The sequence below is a fragment of the Devosia litorisediminis genome (assembly GCF_018334155.1).
Classification (GTDB): domain Bacteria; phylum Pseudomonadota; class Alphaproteobacteria; order Rhizobiales; family Devosiaceae; genus Devosia; species Devosia litorisediminis.
On record NZ_JAGXTP010000004.1, the window covers coordinates 16113 to 32792 of the forward strand.

General features: G+C 61.7%; 17 protein-coding genes. 13 read left to right on the forward strand and 4 right to left on the reverse strand.

Features of this window, described 5'->3' with window-relative positions; translation table 11 throughout:
* The first annotated feature begins 15 nt into the window (after positions 1-15).
* The 3 genes from KD146_RS17355 to KD146_RS17365 are packed head-to-tail and all read left to right on the forward strand — an operon-like array spanning position 16 to position 2768.
* Positions 16-576 carry a tripartite tricarboxylate transporter TctB family protein gene (locus tag KD146_RS17355; RefSeq protein WP_212660112.1) on the forward strand — a complete coding sequence of 187 codons (561 nt, stop codon included), beginning with the start codon at positions 16-18 and terminating at the stop codon, positions 574-576.
* Positions 577-592: 16 nt separating this feature from the next.
* Positions 593-2119, forward strand: a complete 1527-nt coding sequence (locus KD146_RS17360; RefSeq protein ID WP_212660113.1) for a tripartite tricarboxylate transporter permease — start codon at positions 593-595, stop codon at positions 2117-2119.
* Positions 2067-2768 carry a TetR/AcrR family transcriptional regulator gene (locus KD146_RS17365; RefSeq protein ID WP_212660114.1) on the forward strand — a complete coding sequence of 234 codons (702 nt, stop codon included), beginning with the start codon at positions 2067-2069 and terminating at the stop codon, positions 2766-2768. The genes KD146_RS17360 and KD146_RS17365 overlap by 53 nt, the downstream gene beginning before the upstream one ends.
* On the opposite strand, the gene KD146_RS17370 is transcribed toward KD146_RS17365, so the two are convergent.
* On the reverse strand, positions 2765-3688 hold the full coding sequence (locus KD146_RS17370) for a LysR family transcriptional regulator (RefSeq protein ID WP_212660115.1): 924 nt from the start codon (positions 3686-3688) through the stop codon (positions 2765-2767). The two genes, KD146_RS17365 and KD146_RS17370, sit on opposite strands and share 4 nt — an antisense overlap.
* Positions 3689-4145: 457 nt before the next feature.
* On the opposite strand from KD146_RS17370, the gene KD146_RS17375 reads away from it, so the two are divergent.
* The 6 genes from KD146_RS17375 to KD146_RS17400 all read left to right on the forward strand — a co-directional run bounded on the left by KD146_RS17375 (position 4146) and on the right by KD146_RS17400 (position 10564).
* On the forward strand, positions 4146-5435 hold the full coding sequence (locus KD146_RS17375) for an ABC transporter substrate-binding protein (protein ID WP_212660116.1): 1290 nt from the start codon (positions 4146-4148) through the stop codon (positions 5433-5435).
* 130 nt (positions 5436-5565) lie between these two features.
* Positions 5566-6519 (forward strand): carbohydrate ABC transporter permease, encoded by a 954-nt coding sequence (locus KD146_RS17380; protein WP_212660117.1) that lies wholly within the window; start codon positions 5566-5568, stop codon positions 6517-6519.
* A complete protein-coding gene (locus KD146_RS17385; RefSeq protein ID WP_212660118.1) occupies positions 6512-7396 on the forward strand; it encodes a carbohydrate ABC transporter permease in 885 nt (294 codons plus the stop codon). The genes KD146_RS17380 and KD146_RS17385 overlap by 8 nt, the downstream gene beginning before the upstream one ends.
* 4 nt (positions 7397-7400) lie before the next feature.
* Positions 7401-8420 (forward strand): Gfo/Idh/MocA family protein, encoded by a 1020-nt coding sequence (locus KD146_RS17390; RefSeq protein ID WP_212660119.1) that lies wholly within the window; start codon positions 7401-7403, stop codon positions 8418-8420.
* Positions 8417-9502, forward strand: a complete 1086-nt coding sequence (locus tag KD146_RS17395; protein ID WP_212660120.1) for a Gfo/Idh/MocA family protein — start codon at positions 8417-8419, stop codon at positions 9500-9502. The genes KD146_RS17390 and KD146_RS17395 overlap by 4 nt, the downstream gene beginning before the upstream one ends.
* Positions 9503-9511: 9 nt before the next feature.
* Positions 9512-10564, forward strand: a complete 1053-nt coding sequence (locus KD146_RS17400) for an ABC transporter ATP-binding protein (protein WP_212660121.1) — start codon at positions 9512-9514, stop codon at positions 10562-10564.
* A 90-nt stretch (positions 10565-10654) separates the two neighbouring features.
* Here the strand turns inward: KD146_RS17400 and KD146_RS17405 are convergent, their stop codons facing one another.
* The gene (locus KD146_RS17405) at positions 10655-10906 is read right to left on the reverse strand and encodes a DUF2188 domain-containing protein (protein ID WP_212660122.1); all 252 of its coding nucleotides are present in this window, start codon (positions 10904-10906) and stop codon (positions 10655-10657) included.
* A 106-nt stretch (positions 10907-11012) separates the two neighbouring features.
* On the opposite strand from KD146_RS17405, the gene KD146_RS17410 reads away from it, so the two are divergent.
* From KD146_RS17410 to KD146_RS17420, 3 genes are all read left to right on the forward strand, one after another.
* The gene (locus KD146_RS17410) at positions 11013-12125 is read left to right on the forward strand and encodes an NAD(P)-binding domain-containing protein (protein WP_249327984.1); all 1113 of its coding nucleotides are present in this window, start codon (positions 11013-11015) and stop codon (positions 12123-12125) included.
* A gap of 36 nt (positions 12126-12161) precedes the next feature.
* Complete coding sequence (locus KD146_RS17415) at positions 12162-12914, forward strand: NYN domain-containing protein (RefSeq protein WP_212660123.1); 753 nt, start codon at positions 12162-12164, stop codon at positions 12912-12914.
* 106 nt (positions 12915-13020) lie between these two features.
* Positions 13021-13950, forward strand: a complete 930-nt coding sequence (locus KD146_RS17420) for an aldo/keto reductase (RefSeq protein ID WP_212660124.1) — start codon at positions 13021-13023, stop codon at positions 13948-13950.
* Between the two features lie 45 nt (positions 13951-13995).
* Here KD146_RS17420 and KD146_RS17425 read toward each other — a convergent pair whose 3' ends face one another.
* Both KD146_RS17425 and KD146_RS17430 read right to left on the reverse strand, forming a co-directional pair.
* Complete coding sequence (locus KD146_RS17425; protein WP_212660125.1) at positions 13996-14535, reverse strand: flavodoxin domain-containing protein; 540 nt, start codon at positions 14533-14535, stop codon at positions 13996-13998.
* 145 nt (positions 14536-14680) lie between these two features.
* Entirely contained in the window at positions 14681-15595 is a 915-nt protein-coding gene (locus KD146_RS17430; RefSeq protein ID WP_212660126.1) for a LysR family transcriptional regulator, read from the reverse strand.
* A 106-nt stretch (positions 15596-15701) separates the two neighbouring features.
* Between KD146_RS17430 and KD146_RS17435 the strand changes: the two genes are divergently transcribed.
* A complete protein-coding gene (locus tag KD146_RS17435; protein ID WP_212660127.1) occupies positions 15702-16649 on the forward strand; it encodes a sodium-dependent bicarbonate transport family permease in 948 nt (315 codons plus the stop codon).
* The last annotated feature ends 31 nt before the right edge of the window (positions 16650-16680 follow it).

A 16680-nucleotide genomic window follows, 5' to 3' on the forward strand; every position in this document is an offset into this window, starting at 1 on the left:
CGAGATTATTCCCCCATGGTCGACGATTCAAAACCCGCCGAAGCGATGCAGACATCCCGGACCGTGGAGGTCGAACCCCCTGCCATGATCAAGGCGGATCTGGTGGCCGGGCTATTCTTTATCGTGCTGGCCGCAGCCACCTTCTTTGGCTCCTGGACCATGGATCGGCTTGAAGTGCGCCGCATCAATCCGCTGACCGTGCCCGGCCTGGTGCCCGGCATGCTTGCCATTGCGTTGATGATCTGCGGCCTGATCCTGACCGTGCGCTCCCTGCGTTCGCCCGCGCCGGGCGGCTGGAGCGGTCTGGGCAACGCCATCATTTCCACCTCGGCCCAGCGGGCTGCCGCCGTGCTGGTGCTGACCCTGAGCTACACGCTGGTGCTGGTCGGCTGGCTGCCCTTCTGGCTGGCGACCGGCATTTTCGTCTTTGTTTTCATTCTGGTGTTTGAAGTGTGGCTGGCATCGCCGCGCCGCACCCTGATCCAGACCCTGCCCTGGGCGCTCGGACTGGCCGTGGTCACCGCAACGGTCGTCACACTGGTATTCCAGCGCCTGTTCCTCGTGCGTCTACCCTGACCGGAGTTATCTAATCATGTTCGACGGTCTTGGCCTGCTGGCCACTGGTATCGCCCATTTCCTGACCCCCATCTCGCTGTTCAACATCGTCTGGGCGACACTGCTGGGCATCGTCATCGGCGCCCTGCCGGGGTTGACCGCCACCATGGGCGTGGCCCTGCTGGTGACGCTGACCTACAAAATGGCGCCCGATCAGGCGATCCTGTGCCTGATGTGCATCTATTCTGGCGCCATTTATGGTGGCAGCCGCACCGCCATTCTGCTCGCCATTCCCGGAACGCCCGCCAGTGCCGCCACCACGCTGGATGGCCATCCGCTGGCGCTGCAGGGCAAGGCCGGCATGGCCATGGGCCTGGCCACCACCTCTTCGGCGCTGGGTACGGTCATCGGCATTTTTGCGCTCGCCCTGATCGCGCCCCTGCTCGCCGAGGCGGCGCTGAAATTCGGCACCTATGAATTCTTCTGGCTGGCGCTGTTCGGCGTCATCATTTCGGGCCAGCTCACGGCCATGGATGATCCGCTCAAAGGCTATATTGCCGGTATTCTGGGCCTTTTGGTCGCCATGGTCGGCATGGAAACCCTGCATGCCCATCAGCGCTTCACCTTTGGTATTTCCTCGCTCGGTGGCGGGGTCGATCTGATCCCGGCCATGGTAGGTGCCTTTGGTTTTGCCGAAATCCTTGGCGTCATGAAGCGCAGCGCCCAGGCCCGCATCGTTTCGTCCTCGGACCGCGTCGTGCCGCGCCTCAAGGATGTGCTCAAATACTGGAAGACCACGCTGCGCTCGGGCCTGATCGGCACCTTTGTGGGCATTGTGCCCGGCGTGGGCGAGGATGTCGGCGCCTGGGCCAGCTATGCCGCAGCCAAGCGCTCGAGCAAGGAAGCGCACATGTTCGGCCGGGGCAGTCAGGAAGGCCTGATTGCCGCCGAAACCGGCAATTCGGCCGTGGTGCCCGGCGCCATGATCCCCACTCTTACCCTGGCATTGCCCGGCTCGGCCGCCGCCGCCGTGCTGATCGCCGCCATGTTCATTCACGGCATTCGGCCCGGCCCGCTGCTGATGACCGAAACCCCCGAAGTGCTCTACCAGATCGTGGCCATCCTGTTGTTCTCGACCCTGGCCATTCTGGTGTTCGGCCTGACCCTGACCAAGCCGCTGCTCAAGGTGCTCGCTGTGCCGCGCGAGCGGTTGATGGCGGTGGTCTATGTGCTGTGCGTGGTGGGCTCGTTTGCCATTACCCAGCGCATGTTCGACGTCTATGTCATGGTGGGCTTCGGCATTACCGGCTTCATTCTGCGTGAAATGAAATACCCCATGGCTCCGCTGGTGCTCGGGATCATTCTGGGCGATCTGCTCGATCTGAACCTGCGGCGCGGCCTCAAGCTGACCAATGGCGATCCAAGCCCTTTCTTTACCCGTCCCATCAGTGCTGTTATTTGCCTGATCATTGTTTTCACCATCCTGATGTCCATTCCGGCGGTATCCAAGCGTGTCAGAGCCCTCTTCAATCGCGGCAAAACCGACCCCGCCGCCCAAGGCTAAGCCGCCGCGGGCCAAGCGGGTTCGCGACAGCGCCCGCACCAAGGCGGAAATTCTGGTCGCCGGGCGCGCCGAATTTGCCGAGCGCGGCTTTGAAGGGGCGCGGGTGGACGCCATTGCCGCGCTGGCAGGCGCCAATAAGCGGCTGCTCTACCACTACTATGGCAACAAGGAAGAGCTCTACCGCGCCGTCCTGCTCGATGCCTATCAGGAGATCCGGCGCGGCGAACGGGCGCTCAGCCTGGATCAGTTCGGACCCGCCGAAGCCATGGACCGGCTGGTGCGCTTCACCTTCCGGCACTTTCTGGCCAATCCCTGGTTTCCGCGCCTGCTCAATACCGAAAACATCGAGAATGCGCGCTTTCTCAAGACCATGACCGATATCCAGGCGCTGCACTCGCCGCTGGTTGGTCAGATCACCACCATTGTCGAACGCGGCGCCGAAATCGGCGTCTTCCGCCGCGATGTCGATCCGGTCCAGCTCTATATTTCGATTGCCGCGCTGGGCTTTTTCTACGTGTCCAACATGGCCACGCTCTCGGTGATCTTCGCCCGCGATCTCTCCGGCATCGACATGGTGCAGGAGCGCGAGGCCCAGGCGGTGCAGATGGTGCTCGACTATCTGCGCACCAAGCCGGTTGGGCAGGGCTAGTCCAGCGGCGGCAGCACCGCCTTGGCAGCCTCCTGCAGCCAGCTGATCAGCTCGGCCACACGCGGCTCGTCCAGCCGCTCATTGAGCGCATACATGCCAATCACCGAGGGTGCCGTGGTTTCGGTCACCGTGACGCGCGCCAGCCCGCGCCGCACGAATTCGGCATCCATCACCTCGGTATGGCCGATCACCGCATCGGTGCGCGCCACATAGTCCAGACACGCCGCCATCGAATTGGAGGCAAAGGCATATTTGCCCCGGTCGAAATTGGCGCTGGCCGCGGTGGTCCGGCTCCAGGTCTCGAAGAACCGCTGATGCCGGGTCTCGGGCAGGGCGCTGGTGACCGCCGGATACATCTCGATTTCGGCAATGCTGCGCGGCGCCGCCAGCAGCGGGTGGCCTGCCCGCACGAAATAGCCATTACCCACCTTGCTCAGCGGGATAAAGCGGGCCCCGGCGCTGCGATTGAGCCCCTCGATCTCGTGCCCGACAAACAGCGAGATATCGCCGGTCAGCAACTGGTCCATCAGGCGCAGCTGATTGCCCAGACTGATATGCACCCGCGCATTGGGAAAGGCATTGGAATAGCCGACCACCATGTCGCGGATGAACAGATTCCACCACGAATAGCCGGTGCCGATATTGAGCCCCTGCTCGATGCGCCCGCGCTGCTGCTCGATCGCCTTGAGCATATTGTCATGCAGCCGCCGCATCAGCCGGGCGTTCTGGTACAGCGTCTCTCCATAGGCGGTCAGCTCCACCCCGCGCGAGGAGCGCGTCAGCAGCGGTACCCCCATCGATTCCTCGAGCTTGCGCATGTTGAAGGTCAGCGTGGGCTGGGTGATGAACAGGGCCGTCGCCGCGCCGCTGATCGTGCCCGCCTCGGCCACGGCGAGAAACTGGTTCAGCAGCTTGTCCATCGGGATATCCTGTCCATAGAAAAAATCTATAATACCAACGGTATTTCGTATTTTTCTTTTGGTCGAGTCTGGGCCAAACTTTTGTGTGAGAACAAGAATACGCCCGCAAAGGGCGCCGGAGGCGGCAGCGGTCACAGCTTGACTCAATGCCAAAAAGACGCACTAATTCAAGGGATTATCGACGAAGAGCAGATCTGGTTAGCGTGGCATTCACGACTCTGGCAATCTTCCATACAAGTCGATTGCGCCCCGCCAAATCAGTGTGCTATGTCGTAACTAGTCGGTTATTTGCGCAGCTTGCGAATTGGAAAATTCTCAAAAAACGCAGGGACCCGTAAGTGACAGGGATGTCGGGCTGCGGAATTATGTAACCGGTTGGTGATTTAGCGACGGGAGGTCGCTGGATTGCAAAGCGTTCCGCGTGCCGGAACGACCACAGTTCATGGGAGGAAACCTGATGACTATTCGTATCGATCGCCGCAAATTCCTGATGGGCAGCTCCGCGCTGCTCGCGGCCGGCGCTGCTGGCGTATCGCCCAGCTTTGCCCAGTCCGACGCGCTGCGTCTGCTGTTCTGGGGTGGCCAGGATCGCGCCGACCGCACCTATGCGGTCTCTGACATGTTCACCGAAGCGTCGGGCGTGTCGATGGAGCCTGAGTTCCTGTCCTGGTCCGATTACTGGCCCAAGCTGGCAACCCAGACCGCTGGCGGCAACGCCCCTGACATCGTCCAGATGGACTACCGCTATATCGTTGAATACGCATCGCGTAACGCGATTGCCCCGCTTGATGAATTCGTTGGTGGTCCGCTCAAGCTCGACAGCTTTGATCAGGATCAGCTCGACGGCGGCAAGGTCGGCGGTCAGCTGTTCGGTATCTCGCTTGGCGCCAACTCGGTGGCCACGCTGGTCAACACCGACGCCTTTGCCGAAGTCGGCATCGACGCACCGACCAATGCCTGGACCTATGACGACATCATGGAAATGGCGGAAGCCTTCAACAGCGCCAACATTCGTGGCGGCATGAAGGTGATGTCGGATGGCTCCTACACCGAGCCCATGCTGCACAACTGGCTGCGCCAGCGCGGCAAGGAACTCTATACGCCTGAAGGCAAGCTGGCCTTTGATGAAGATGATGCCATCGAATGGTACACCATGTGGGACAAGCTGCGTAAGGCTGGTGCCTGCGTATCGGCTGAAGACCAGGCCCTCGATAGCGGTCCGCTCGAAACCACGATGATCGTTCTGGGCAAGTCCGCCCTGATGCCGTCCAACTCGAACCAGCTGGTCGCCTACCAGACCATCGTTCAGGACGACCTCAACATGATCGGTTACCCACGTGCGGCTGCCGGTTCGGGCGGCGGTCACTACCGTAAGCCTTCGATGTTCTTCTCGGTTGGCGGCAGCTCCGCCAACAAGGAGAAGGCAGCCGAGTTCCTGAACTTCTTCATCTCCAATCCAGAAGCCGCCAAGGTTCTGGGTGTCGAGCGCGGCATTCCTTGCCTGCCTTCGACCCGCGAAGTCGTCGCGCCTACGCTCGACGAAAAGGGTCAGATTGCCCTGAACTTCGTGGCCAACCTCGGCGATCTGCTGGGTGCGCTGCCACCACCACCACCACCATCGGCTGGTGAAATCGACGCCTCGCTGATCCGTACCCTGGGTCAGGAAGTCGGTTTCGGCGCCAAGTCGCCGGAACAGGCTGGCCGTGATCTGGTCAGCGGTGCCAACGACATCCTCAGCCGTTCCTGAGTCTGATACCTCGCCGCGCGTCCTACGGGCGCGCGGCTCTTTCCAGTGACCGCAAGGATTAGCCTTTCATGTCGCATTCTTCTCATGGTGTCGTTGCGACGACGACCACGCTGCCTCAGGTGAACTGACGATGGCGGTCAATGATACTCTGAGCGCCAATAGCAGCGCCGTCGGCAAACCGGCCTCCAGCCAATCGGTGTGGTCCCGGATCTGGCAGAATGATGCGCCTGGCTATCTGTTCCTGCTGCCCTGGCTGATCGGTTTTCTGGGTCTGACGATTGGCCCGATGGCCACCTCGCTCTATCTCAGCTTCACCAATTTCGATCTGCTGACCTCCCCTGACTGGGTGGGCGCAGACAACTATATCCGCATGTTCACCAACGACGCCAAGTTCTGGACGTCGATGCGCGTGACCATGTTCTTCGTGATCTTTTCGGTCCCGCTCAAGCTGTGTTTCGCGCTGGCAGTCGCCATGCTGCTCAATCGCGGCATCCGCGGCCTGCCGCTCTATCGCGCCCTGTTCTATCTTCCGAGCCTGCTCGGTGCATCGGTCGCCATCGCCATCCTGTGGCGCCAGATTTTCGCCGGTGACGGCCTGGTCAACAAGCTGCTGCTGATGATCGGCATTGAAGGCCCGAGCTGGATTTCCAATCCGAAATACTCGCTCTGGACCCTAATCGTGCTCTCGATCTGGCAGTTCGGCTCGCCCATGATCATCTTTTTGGCCGGCCTGCGTCAGATCCCCACCGACATGTATGAGGCGGCCAGTCTGGACGGCGCCAGCAAATGGCGGCAGTTCGTCAAGATCACCCTGCCCTTGCTGACCCCGGTGGTGTTCTTCAACGCCATCATCCAGACCATTGAAGCCTTCAAGAGCTTCACGCCCGCCTTCATCATCTCGGGCGGTACCGGCAATCCGATCAATTCGACGCTGTTCTACACGCTCTATCTCTATCAGGAGGCGTTTGGCTTCTTCCGGATGGGCTATGCCTCGGCACTGGCCTGGGTCCTGCTCGCTCTGGTCGGTCTGTTTACCGCCTTCTCCTTCCTGACCTCAAAATATTGGGTGCACTACGATGAGTGATGTCCCGGCCCAACTCACTGTAGTGACCGGCAACGAGTCGCCGACCCGCTCCAGGATGACCTCGGTACTGATCCATGTGGCGCTGCTCGCCGCGTCGATACTGATGCTTTATCCGCTGTTCTGGCTGCTGGCGGCCTCTTTCCGCCCGGAAAACGAGATCTTCACCTCGGCCAGCATCATCCCGAGTAGCTGGAGCATCGACTCCTATATTCGTGGCTGGAATGGTCTGCGCACCAGCTTTGGCACCTTCTACATCAACAGCTTCATCATTTCGGGGCTGTCGGTTGTGGGCAATGTGCTGGCCTGCTCGATGGCCGCCTATGCCTTTGCGCGCCTCAATTTCAAGTTCAAGAGCTTCTGGTTCGCCATGATGCTGATGACCTTGATGCTGCCCTATCAGGTGACCCTGATCCCGCAATATGTGCTGTTCCGCAGCCTGGGCTGGGTCAACACCTTCCTACCGCTTGTGGTGCCAAAATTCCTGGCGGCTGATGGTTTCTTCATCTTCCTGATGGTGCAGTTCTTCCGGGGTCTGCCCCGCGAACTCGATGAGGCCGCACAGATGGATGGCTGCTCGCCATGGCGTATCTACTGGAAGATCATTCTTCCGCTCTCCACGCCCGTGCTGGCCACCGCTGCCATCTTCACCTTCATCTGGACATGGGACGACTTCTTTGGCCCGCTGATCTATCTGAGCGAAATGAAGTCCTACACGGTGATGCTGGGTCTGCGGACCTTCACCGACAGTACCGGTGAGAGCGACTTTGGCGGACTGTTCGCCATGAGCGTGCTCAGCCTGGTGCCGATCTTCCTGTTCTTCCTCTTCTTCCAGCGCATGCTCATCGAGGGCATCGCCACTACCGGTATGAAACGCTAGACCTATGACTGATATCAAATTCGCCGCTATCGGCATCAACCACAGCCATATCTACGGCCAGGTGCAGTGCCTCAAGCGCGCCGGCGCCCAGCTTGTCGCCTTCCACGCAGTGGAAGACGATCTGGCCGCAGCGTTTGCCGAAAAGTTTCCCGAGGCCAAGCGCGTTGCTGACCCCCAGGAAATCTACGAAGACGAATCCATCGCCGTGATCACCACGGCGGCTATCCCTGCCGACCGCGCCGCGATCTCGATCAAGTCCATGCAGCATGGCAAGGACGTGCTCTCGGACAAGCCGGGCATGACCAGCTTTGCCCAGTTCGACGAGATCAAGAAGGTGCAGGCCGAGACCGGTCGCATCTATGCCGTGCTCTATTCGGAGCACTTCGAAGTCAGGGCGACCGTTGAAGCGGGCAATCTGATTGCCCAGGGCGCCATCGGCAAGGTGATCAACACCGTTGGCCTTGGCCCCCACGCACTCAATAACAATCCGCGCCCTGACTGGTTCTTCGATCGTCAGAGCTATGGCGGCATTCTGTGCGACATCGCCGCCCACCAGTTCGAGCAGTTCCTGTTCTTCTCGGATGCCATGGATGCCGAAATCGTCTCGGCCAGCGTCGCCAACCGCGCCAATCCGCACCGTCCCGGCCTGCAGGATGTGGGCGACGTGGCGCTCAAGACACCTGATACCACCGGCTATATCCGCGTTGACTGGTTCACCCCCAAGGGTCTGCCGACCTGGGGCGATGGCCGCCTGACCATTCTGGGCACCGAAGGCTATATCGAACTGCGCAAATATATCGATATTGCCGGCAAGCCAGGCGAGAACCACCTGTTCATCGTCAATGCCGAAGGCCCACGCCATATCGACTGCTCCGATGTCGATCTGCCATTCGGTCGCCAGTTCCTTGACGATGTGCGCAACCGCACCGAGACTGCCATGCCGCAGGAGCGCTGCTTCAACGCCATGAAGCTGGCCCTGACGGCTCAGCAACTGGCTGAGCGCGGCACGGAGTGGGCACAGTGAGCAAGATTTTCAACGTAGCCATTATCGGCGTCGGCATTGGCCGCAGCCACATCGTCGAGGGCTATCTGCCCAATGGCGACAAGTTCAAGGTGGTCGCGCTGTGCGATCTCAACCAGGAGCGCATGGGCACCGTTGCCGATGAATTCGGCATTGAGCGCCGCGTCACCGACTTTGACGACGTCCTGGCCATGGACGATATCGACATCATCGATGTGTGCACCCCGCCTATGCTGCACCATCCCATGGTGATGGCCGCGCTCAAGGCTGGCAAGCACGTCATCTGCGAAAAGCCGCTGGTCGGCTCGCTCGCCCAGGTTGATGAAGTCATGGCCCAGGAGAAGATCTCCAAGGGCAAGCTGATGCCGGTGTTCCAGTATCGCTTCGGCGATGGCATCGAGCAGGCCAAGGCCATTATCGATGCAGGTCTGGCCGGCAAGGCCTATACCGGCACGGTGGAAACCTTCTGGCGCCGCGACGCCGATTACTACGCTGTGCCCTGGCGCGGCAAATGGGCCACCGAACTCGGTGGTGTGCTGATGGGTCATGCCATCCACCCCCATGACCTGTTCACCTATCTGATGGGCGATATCAGCCAGGTGTTCGGCCGTGTCGCCACCCGCGTCAATCCGATCGAGGTCGAGGATACCATCTCGGCATCGCTGGTGATGAAGAGCGGGGCTCTGGCCAGCCTGACCGCAACGCTGGGCGCCGCCGACGATACCACCCGGATTCGTCTGGCCTTTGAGAATGTGACCTTCGAAAGCGATCACGCCGCTTATAATCCCGGCGAAAAGCTCTGGAAGATCCAGCCGCGCAATGACGAGACCAAGGCCAAGATCGACGCCCTGCTCGCCAATTGGAAGCATGTGCCATCGCGCTTCCAGACGCAGATGGAGCGTTTCCACGCTGCCCTGATCGGCGCCGCGCCGCTGCCCGTCACGAGCACCGATTCGCGCCGCTCGCTCGAACTGGTGACCGCGTTCTACCATTCATCGGCAACGGGCGAGGACGTCGTCCTACCGCTCGGCCCCGGCCATTCCCTCTATGAAAGCTGGGTCCCGGCTCAGTTCCGGACCGCTTAGGAGTTCGCCATGTCGACCAACATCGAATTGCGCAACATCATCAAGTCCTATGGCGACGTCAAAGTCGTGCACGGCATCGACCTGACCATCAATCCCGGTGAGTTCACCGTGTTTGTGGGCCCCTCGGGCTGCGGCAAGTCGACCCTGCTGCGCATGATCGCCGGGCTCGAGCCGATTACCGGCGGTGATCTGATCATCGACGATGAGCGCATGAATGATGTGCCGGCGGCCCGCCGCGGCATCGCCATGGTGTTCCAGAGCTATGCGCTCTATCCGCACATGAACGTCTATCAGAACCTGGCTTTCGGTCTTGAGACCGCCAAGATGCCCAAGGCCGAGATCGAGCAGCGCGTGCAAAAGGCTGCCGAGATCCTCAAGATCGAGCCGCTGCTCAAGCGCAAGCCCAAGCAGCTTTCGGGCGGTCAGCGCCAGCGCGTGGCCATTGGCCGGGCCATTGTGCGCGAGCCCCGCATCTTCCTGTTCGACGAGCCCCTGTCCAACCTCGATGCCGAGCTGCGCGTGCAGATGCGTGTCGAGATCGCCAAGCTGCACAATGATCTGGGTAACACCATGATCTACGTGACCCATGACCAGGTCGAAGCCATGACCATGGCCGACAAGATCGTGGTGCTGCGCGCAGGCGTCATCGAGCAGGCCGGTGCCCCGCTCGAGCTCTACAATAACCCCAAGAACCTGTTCGTGGCTGGCTTTATTGGCTCGCCCAAGATGAACTTCCTGACCGCCACTAGCGAAGGCGGCAAGCTGACCGTTGCCGGCAATGCGCTCGAAATCGGCCGTGCCGTTGACGGCGCCACCACGCTGGGCGTGCGGCCCGAGCACATCACCCTGGCTGAAGGCAGCGGCACCAAGCTGGCCGAGGTCCGCGTGGATCTGGTGGAAAATCTGGGTGGCCAGACCGTGGTCTATGCGACCACCAAGGACAACCAGCCCATCAATATCGTGCTCGAGGGCCAGCGCGCCGTCGAGCTGGGTGAAACGGTTGCGGTGCACATCGACCCCGCGCGCCTGCATCTGTTCAATGCGGCCGGCGACGCGATCTAGCGCAGCCGTCCAACAGTTCCGCCTCCCTGGCGATGCAGAATGGAGAAGCGCCCTGATGGGTGACTTCTCCTTTCTTTTTGGGGTGAGGGATTAGTCGTCCAGCCTATCCTCGACATCAGTCTCGGGCCGGTCGCCGCCCTGCGCCAGCTCCTCATGCCACTTGCCATTGGCACCCTGATATTGGATTGCCTCGGTCTCGCCGCCCAATTGCTGACGGTGGGCTGCCGATTCCGCCGCCTTGTGCGCAGCATCATGGGTCGGGAAGGTCTCGGAGAACACGTCCCCGACCTTGTAGGCGTAGCCGCCATCGTGTTCGACCACGTCATAGGTCACATGTGTCATTGCCAGTCTCCTTGTTGAAAACAGAACTCGGCAGACGGCGGGAAGTTGCGCGCCTTGCAATGTGCCCGCACTGCCCGACATGGTAGCGGTCCAGCAGGAGCCCGCCATGTCCGACCCTACACCCGCCATCCGCATCGCGCGCAAGCTCGATATCGTGGTGATCGGCGCCGGGCAGGCCGGGCTCAGTGCTGCCTATCATCTCAAAGGAGCCGGGCTGGTCCCCAATCGCGATTTCCTGGTTCTTGATTCTGCGCCCCGGCCCGGCGGCGCCTGGCAGTTTCGCTGGCCCTCGCTGACGCTGTCCACGGTCAACCGGGTGCACGATCTGCCCGGCATGAGCTTTACCGAGAGTGCGGGCGAAGACCCCAGCGTGCAGGCCGCGGTCGCCGTGCCGCAATATTTTGCCGCCTATGAAGACCGCTTCGACCTGCAGGTGCAGCGCCCCAGCACGGCCAGGGTGGTGTGCAATCGCGGCGAGCGCCTGCGCATCGAAACCGATCACGGGCTCTACTCCGCCCGCGGCCTGATCAACGCCACCGGCACCTGGGAAAAACCCTTCATCCCCGACTATCCCGGTGCCGACAGTTTTGCCGGTCGCCAGTTGCATACGCGCGACTACCAGACGGCCAGCGAATTTGCCGGTCAGCACGTCATGGTGGTCGGCGCGGGCATTTCCGCCATCCAGCTGCTCGATGAAATCTCCCGGGTGACCACCACCAGCTGGGTCAGCCGCACCCCGCCGCACTTCCGCGACGGCAGTTTCACGCCCGAGGATGGCCGCGCTGCCGTCAAGCTGGTCGAAGACCGCGTACGCGCCGGCCTGCCACCGGGCTCGGTGGTGTCGGTCACGGGCCTGCCACGCAGCCCGGCCATTGCGGCCATGGAACAGCGCGGCGCGCTGAACAACCAGCCCATGTTTGAATCCATGACCCCCACCGGCGTGCGCTGGGCCGATGGGCGCGAGCAGGCCGTCGATGTCATCCTGTGGTGCACCGGCTTTCGCAGCGCCCTCGACCATCTGGCGCCGCTGCAATTGCGCGAACCCTCGGGTGGCATCACCATGACCGGGCGGCTGGCCACCCAGGTTGCCCGCGACCCGCGCATCCATCTGGTCGGCTACGGCCCCTCAGCCTCCACCATCGGCGCCAACCGCGCCGGCGCGGCCGCGGCCAAGGAATTGCTCAACCATCTCGCGCGATCAGCATCGGCACAGGGCTGATCAATGGGCTATCCTCGATGATTTGAGGGGGTCGCCATGCCATCAGAGCCACGTTCTTTGCGCCTTGCCGTACTGATCGATGCCGATAATGCATCGGCCAAGATTGCCGATGGTCTGTTTGAAGAAATCGCCAAGATCGGCGAGGCCAGCGTGCGGCGCATCTATGGCGACTTTTCCAGCCCGCGCTCAAAGGGCTGGATCGATGTGCTGGCCAAACATGCCATCATCCCGCAACAGCAATTCGCCTATACCATAGGCAAGAACGCCTCCGACATCACCCTGGTCATCGACGCCATGGATCTGCTGCATGGTGGCCGCCTCGACGGGTTTTGTCTGGTGTCATCGGATAGCGACTTCACCCGGCTCGCCGCCCGCATTCGCGAGCAGGGCGTTGATGTATTCGGCTTTGGCGAACAGAAAACCCCCGAGAGCTTCCGCCAGGCCTGTCGGCGTTTCATCTACACCGAGAACCTGCTGCCCACGCCAACCGTGGCCGCCGACAGTGCTGCACCCCGATCGCTGCAACCGGTCGCAGCGGCGACAAAAATCATCAGCGGTATCATCGCCCAGATGGAAAGCGATGACGGCTGGGTGGCGCTGGGACAGGTGGGTAGTCAATTGTCCAATCTGGCATCGGACTTCGATCCCCGCACCTACGGTTTTCGCAAGCTGAGCGATCTGGTACGCGGCGCCAACGCTTTCGACATTCAGCACCCCACGGGCGGCACGCTCAGGATCCGGGTCAGGCCAAAGCCCAATAAACAAAAGCTGCCTCCGGCCAAAAAATAGCCCCGCGACTGCGCGGTATCGCCCCTTCCGACATGGTCAGGCACGGCGGCGGCTGATAGGTTTGGGCTATTCAACGCATCCTGTTCTCCGTCCCGGAATTTGCCCCGTGAAGACCTATCAACTGCCCCATACCGACCGCACCCTGTCCAGCGTCGTGCTGGGCATGATGCGCATTCCCAAGATGAGCGATGCGGAAGTCCAGACACTGGTCGGCGCCGCGCGTGACGCGGGTATCAATGTATTCGACCACGCCGACATCTATGGCGGCGCCCGCCATGCCTGCGAGGCGCGCTTTGGCGAAGCCATCAGCTTCAATGCGGCCGAGCGCGAGGATGTTTTCATCCAGTCCAAGACCGGTATCGGCAAGGGCTATTTCGATTTCTCCGAGGAGCACATCCTCAAATCTGTCGAGGGCTCACTCAAGGCGCTGCGCACCGATTATCTCGATCTGCTACTGCTGCACCGCCCCGATACGCTGGTCGAGCCCGACGAGGTCGCATCGGCCTTCGACAAGCTGCTTGCTGCCGGCAAGGTCCGCAATTTCGGTGTCTCCAACCAGACGCCCGGCCAGATCGACCTGCTCAAGACCGCCGTCAAGCAGCCGCTTGTTGCCAATCAGGTGCAGCTTTCGATCACCCATGCGCCGCTCATCGCCCAGGGCGTGGCGGCCAATATGGCCGGGCTCGATCAGTCGATCGACCGCGATAATGGTCTGCTCGAATATTCGCGTATCAACAACATGATGCTGCAGGCCTGGTCGCCCTTCCAGAAGGGCTTCTTCGATGGGGTATTCCTGGGCGATCGCGAGAACTTCGCCGAACTCAACGACGTCATCGACGAACTGGCTGGCCAATATGGCGTCACCCCGACCGGCATTGCCGTGGCCTGGATCATCCGCCACCCGGCCAATATCCAGGTCGTTCTGGGCACCACCAATCCCGGCCGCGTCGCCGATTCTGCCGCTGGTGCCGACGTCACCCTGACCCGTCAGGAATGGTATCGCCTGTTCACCGCGGCGGGACACAAACTGCCCTGATAAGAGGGCCGGACGGCCGGGCCCTGGCCCGGCTGTCCGCTCGGACTATTGCGCAGGTGTCCTGATCCATCCATCGACCAATGCGTCCAGCGCCGGCCAGTCGGTATACTCCTTGTCGGCGTCCAGATCGGTTCCCGCTGGCTGTTTGGATGCCACGATGCGGCGCATCACGAACCTCCGGAAAATGTCGTATCTGGACGGCTGATAGGCACCGGCGACCTGCGCCACGTGCCCCGGGGTCCAGCCCGTCGCCGCCTTGAAGTCGTCCAGTATGGGTTCGAAGCCGTTCCAGTCATCGGCGTCGTGACCAGCGGCCGCCAGCGATACCGAGACAAACAGTGTCGCCCTGCTGTTGAGCTGATCGGCATACCGGGCGGCAAAGTCTGAGAGGGCACGCTGGTAGTGCCCGATATGAATGGAGCCGGCCAGGATCACCCGATCAAACCGGCCCAGCTCGATCTCCTCCGCATCGGCAACGTGAACAAGTTCTACCGCCCCGCCGCCATCGGCGATCCGGTCTGCGATATGGCGGGCAATCTTGCGCGTCTGCCCTTCGCTGGTGGCATAGGCAATCAATACTGTCATCGCTGTCTCCTCAGGATTTGCAGCCATTGCCACAGGGCGGGGGCGCACTGGACCAGGCCCGGATCGACCAAGGCCGTCCCTTGGATTGAAACCCAAGGGTGAGCCAAGTGCATTGATGGACATCAAACCATACCCCTGATGCTGATCAGGGGTCGGTAGCGTTGTTGCCCGCTTCGTTTCGCCAGCTTGATGCCGAGGCTATCAACGCGTCGGCGACGCGGCTGGGGAACTGCCTTTGGAAGGTCAGGGCGTAGAACGCCTCGCGAATGGCTGGCAGTTGTACCACTTCGCGCAGCATGCCCGCTTCAAGCTCGTCGCGAATGACAATGGCGGGCAGGGGCGCCAGGCCAATCCCCTCGCGGGCCATCAGACGCAACATGGCCATGTCGTCCACTTCCGCCACGATCACCGGCGACACCCCCAGACGATCGCACAGCCCGTCGAACTCGGCCCTGATGCTGCTTGCGCCGGTGGGCAGGATCACCGGCTGGCTGACCAGGGCATCGCGCAGCGAGAGCGAAAAGCAGTCCAGCGTGGGCGCAGCAAACAGGCTGATGGTCTGCTGGGCGAGCCGGTGAACGATCAGGCCATCGGCGGGGCTGGTGGCGGGCGGCGCATTGCACAGCACCACATCGAGTTCGAGATGGCGCAATTGACCCACCAGTTCGGCCAGACTGCCCGAGGTCAGAATCACTTCAAGGTCCGGCTGGCCCAGACAGGGCCGCACGAAATCGATCTGGAAATTGCGCGACAGCGTCGCCAGCGCCCCCACCCGCAGCAATTGTCGCCGCCCCGAACCCACGCGCAGCGTCGCCAGCAGATCATCGCCTGCAGCAAAGATGGCTTCGGCATGGTCCTGCGCAATCCGGCCCGCCTCGGTCAGCACCAGCTGGCGCCCGACCCGCTCGAACAGATGATGCCCCAGCCGTTCTTCGAGGGTGTGGATCTGGGTCGACAAAGCTGACTGTGCCACGCCCAGCATGCGGGCAGCGCGGGTCAGATTGCCCTGCCGGGCAACTTCGAGGAAATAGCGCAAATGCTTATAGTTCAGGCTGTTCATTGTTCTGTTTTATAGATCGTTTCGATCTGATCAATGAATTTATCAGAATGATTTTTGCGGACTACATCAGCGCCAGTGACGTCTGACAAAAACTCTTGAGACCCCAATGGAAACCCTGTTCTCTCCCATGATCCTGTTCTTCGTGCTCGGTGCGCTTGCCGTTCTGGTGCGCAGCGATCTGAGCATCCCCGACGTCGTGGGCAAGGCGCTGGCGCTCTATCTGATGGCCGCCATCGGGCTCAAGGGCGGCGTGCAGGTGTCCCAGTCCGGCTTCACCACGGAACTGGCACTGGCGGGTGTCGCCGGCGTGGCCCTGAGCTTCCTGTTGCCGCTGCCCGCCTTCTGGGTGCTGCGTCGGCTGGGCAAGCTTGATCCACTCAATGCCGGTTCCGTCGCCGCCCATTACGGCTCGGTTTCCGTGGTCACCTTCGTGACCGGTGTCGAAATTCTGGGTGCGCATGGCCTGCCGCCGGCGGGCTATATGGTGGCCGTGCTGGCGCTGATGGAAACGCCCGCCATCCTGACCGGGCTCTGGCTGGTGCGCAAATCCGCCAGTACCGATTCGGCCAGTCCAAAAGGTCATCTGCGCGAGGCCCTGACCAATGGTTCGGTTCTGCTCATGGTGGGCAGCTTCGCCATCGGCCTGATCGCCGGGCCAAAGGGCTTTGCCCCCATCCAGCCCGTCTTTGAAGGCGCCTTCCGGGGCATATTGTGCCTGTTCCTGCTCGATATGGGTCTGGTGGCGGCCCGCTTCCTGCACAAGACCAAAAGCCTGACACCGCCTCTGGCCGGACTTGCCATCGCGCTGGCGCTGGTCAATGGCACCATTGGTGTGCTGGTCGGCACGCTGATCGGGCTCGATACCGGCTCGGTCGCGGCGCTGGGCATCCTGGCCGGTAGTGCGAGCTATATCGCTGTGCCGGCCGCCATCCGACTGGCCTTGCCCGATGCCGATATCGGCCTACCCCTGGCCATGTCGCTGGGCATCACCTTCCCCTTCAATATCCTGTTGGGCGTCCCGCTGTTCAAGGCCATGGCACAGGCGTTGGCCTGAGCGGGGCGCTGGGTCACTGCACAACCAGATA

Bases quoted from the DNA above. Each gene is read 5' to 3' on its own strand.
- KD146_RS17355 (WP_212660112.1), top strand. From the start codon at position 16: ATGGTCGACGATTCAAAACCCGCCGAAGCGATGCAGACATCCCGGACC.
- KD146_RS17360 (WP_212660113.1), top strand. From the start codon at position 593: ATGTTCGACGGTCTTGGCCTGCTGGCCACTGGTATCGCCCATTTCCTG.
- KD146_RS17370 (WP_212660115.1), bottom strand. From the start codon at position 3,688: ATGGACAAGCTGCTGAACCAGTTTCTCGCCGTGGCCGAGGCGGGCACG.
- KD146_RS17375 (WP_212660116.1), top strand. From the start codon at position 4,146: ATGACTATTCGTATCGATCGCCGCAAATTCCTGATGGGCAGCTCCGCG.
- KD146_RS17380 (WP_212660117.1), top strand. From the start codon at position 5,566: ATGGCGGTCAATGATACTCTGAGCGCCAATAGCAGCGCCGTCGGCAAA.
- KD146_RS17385 (WP_212660118.1), top strand. From the start codon at position 6,512: ATGAGTGATGTCCCGGCCCAACTCACTGTAGTGACCGGCAACGAGTCG.
- KD146_RS17390 (WP_212660119.1), top strand. From the start codon at position 7,401: ATGACTGATATCAAATTCGCCGCTATCGGCATCAACCACAGCCATATC.
- KD146_RS17400 (WP_212660121.1), top strand. From the start codon at position 9,512: ATGTCGACCAACATCGAATTGCGCAACATCATCAAGTCCTATGGCGAC.
- KD146_RS17405 (WP_212660122.1), bottom strand. From the start codon at position 10,906: ATGACACATGTGACCTATGACGTGGTCGAACACGATGGCGGCTACGCC.
- KD146_RS17410 (WP_249327984.1), top strand. From the start codon at position 11,013: ATGTCCGACCCTACACCCGCCATCCGCATCGCGCGCAAGCTCGATATC.
- KD146_RS17415 (WP_212660123.1), top strand. From the start codon at position 12,162: ATGCCATCAGAGCCACGTTCTTTGCGCCTTGCCGTACTGATCGATGCC.
- KD146_RS17425 (WP_212660125.1), bottom strand. From the start codon at position 14,535: ATGACAGTATTGATTGCCTATGCCACCAGCGAAGGGCAGACGCGCAAG.
- KD146_RS17430 (WP_212660126.1), bottom strand. From the start codon at position 15,595: ATGAACAGCCTGAACTATAAGCATTTGCGCTATTTCCTCGAAGTTGCC.
- KD146_RS17435 (WP_212660127.1), top strand. From the start codon at position 15,702: ATGGAAACCCTGTTCTCTCCCATGATCCTGTTCTTCGTGCTCGGTGCG.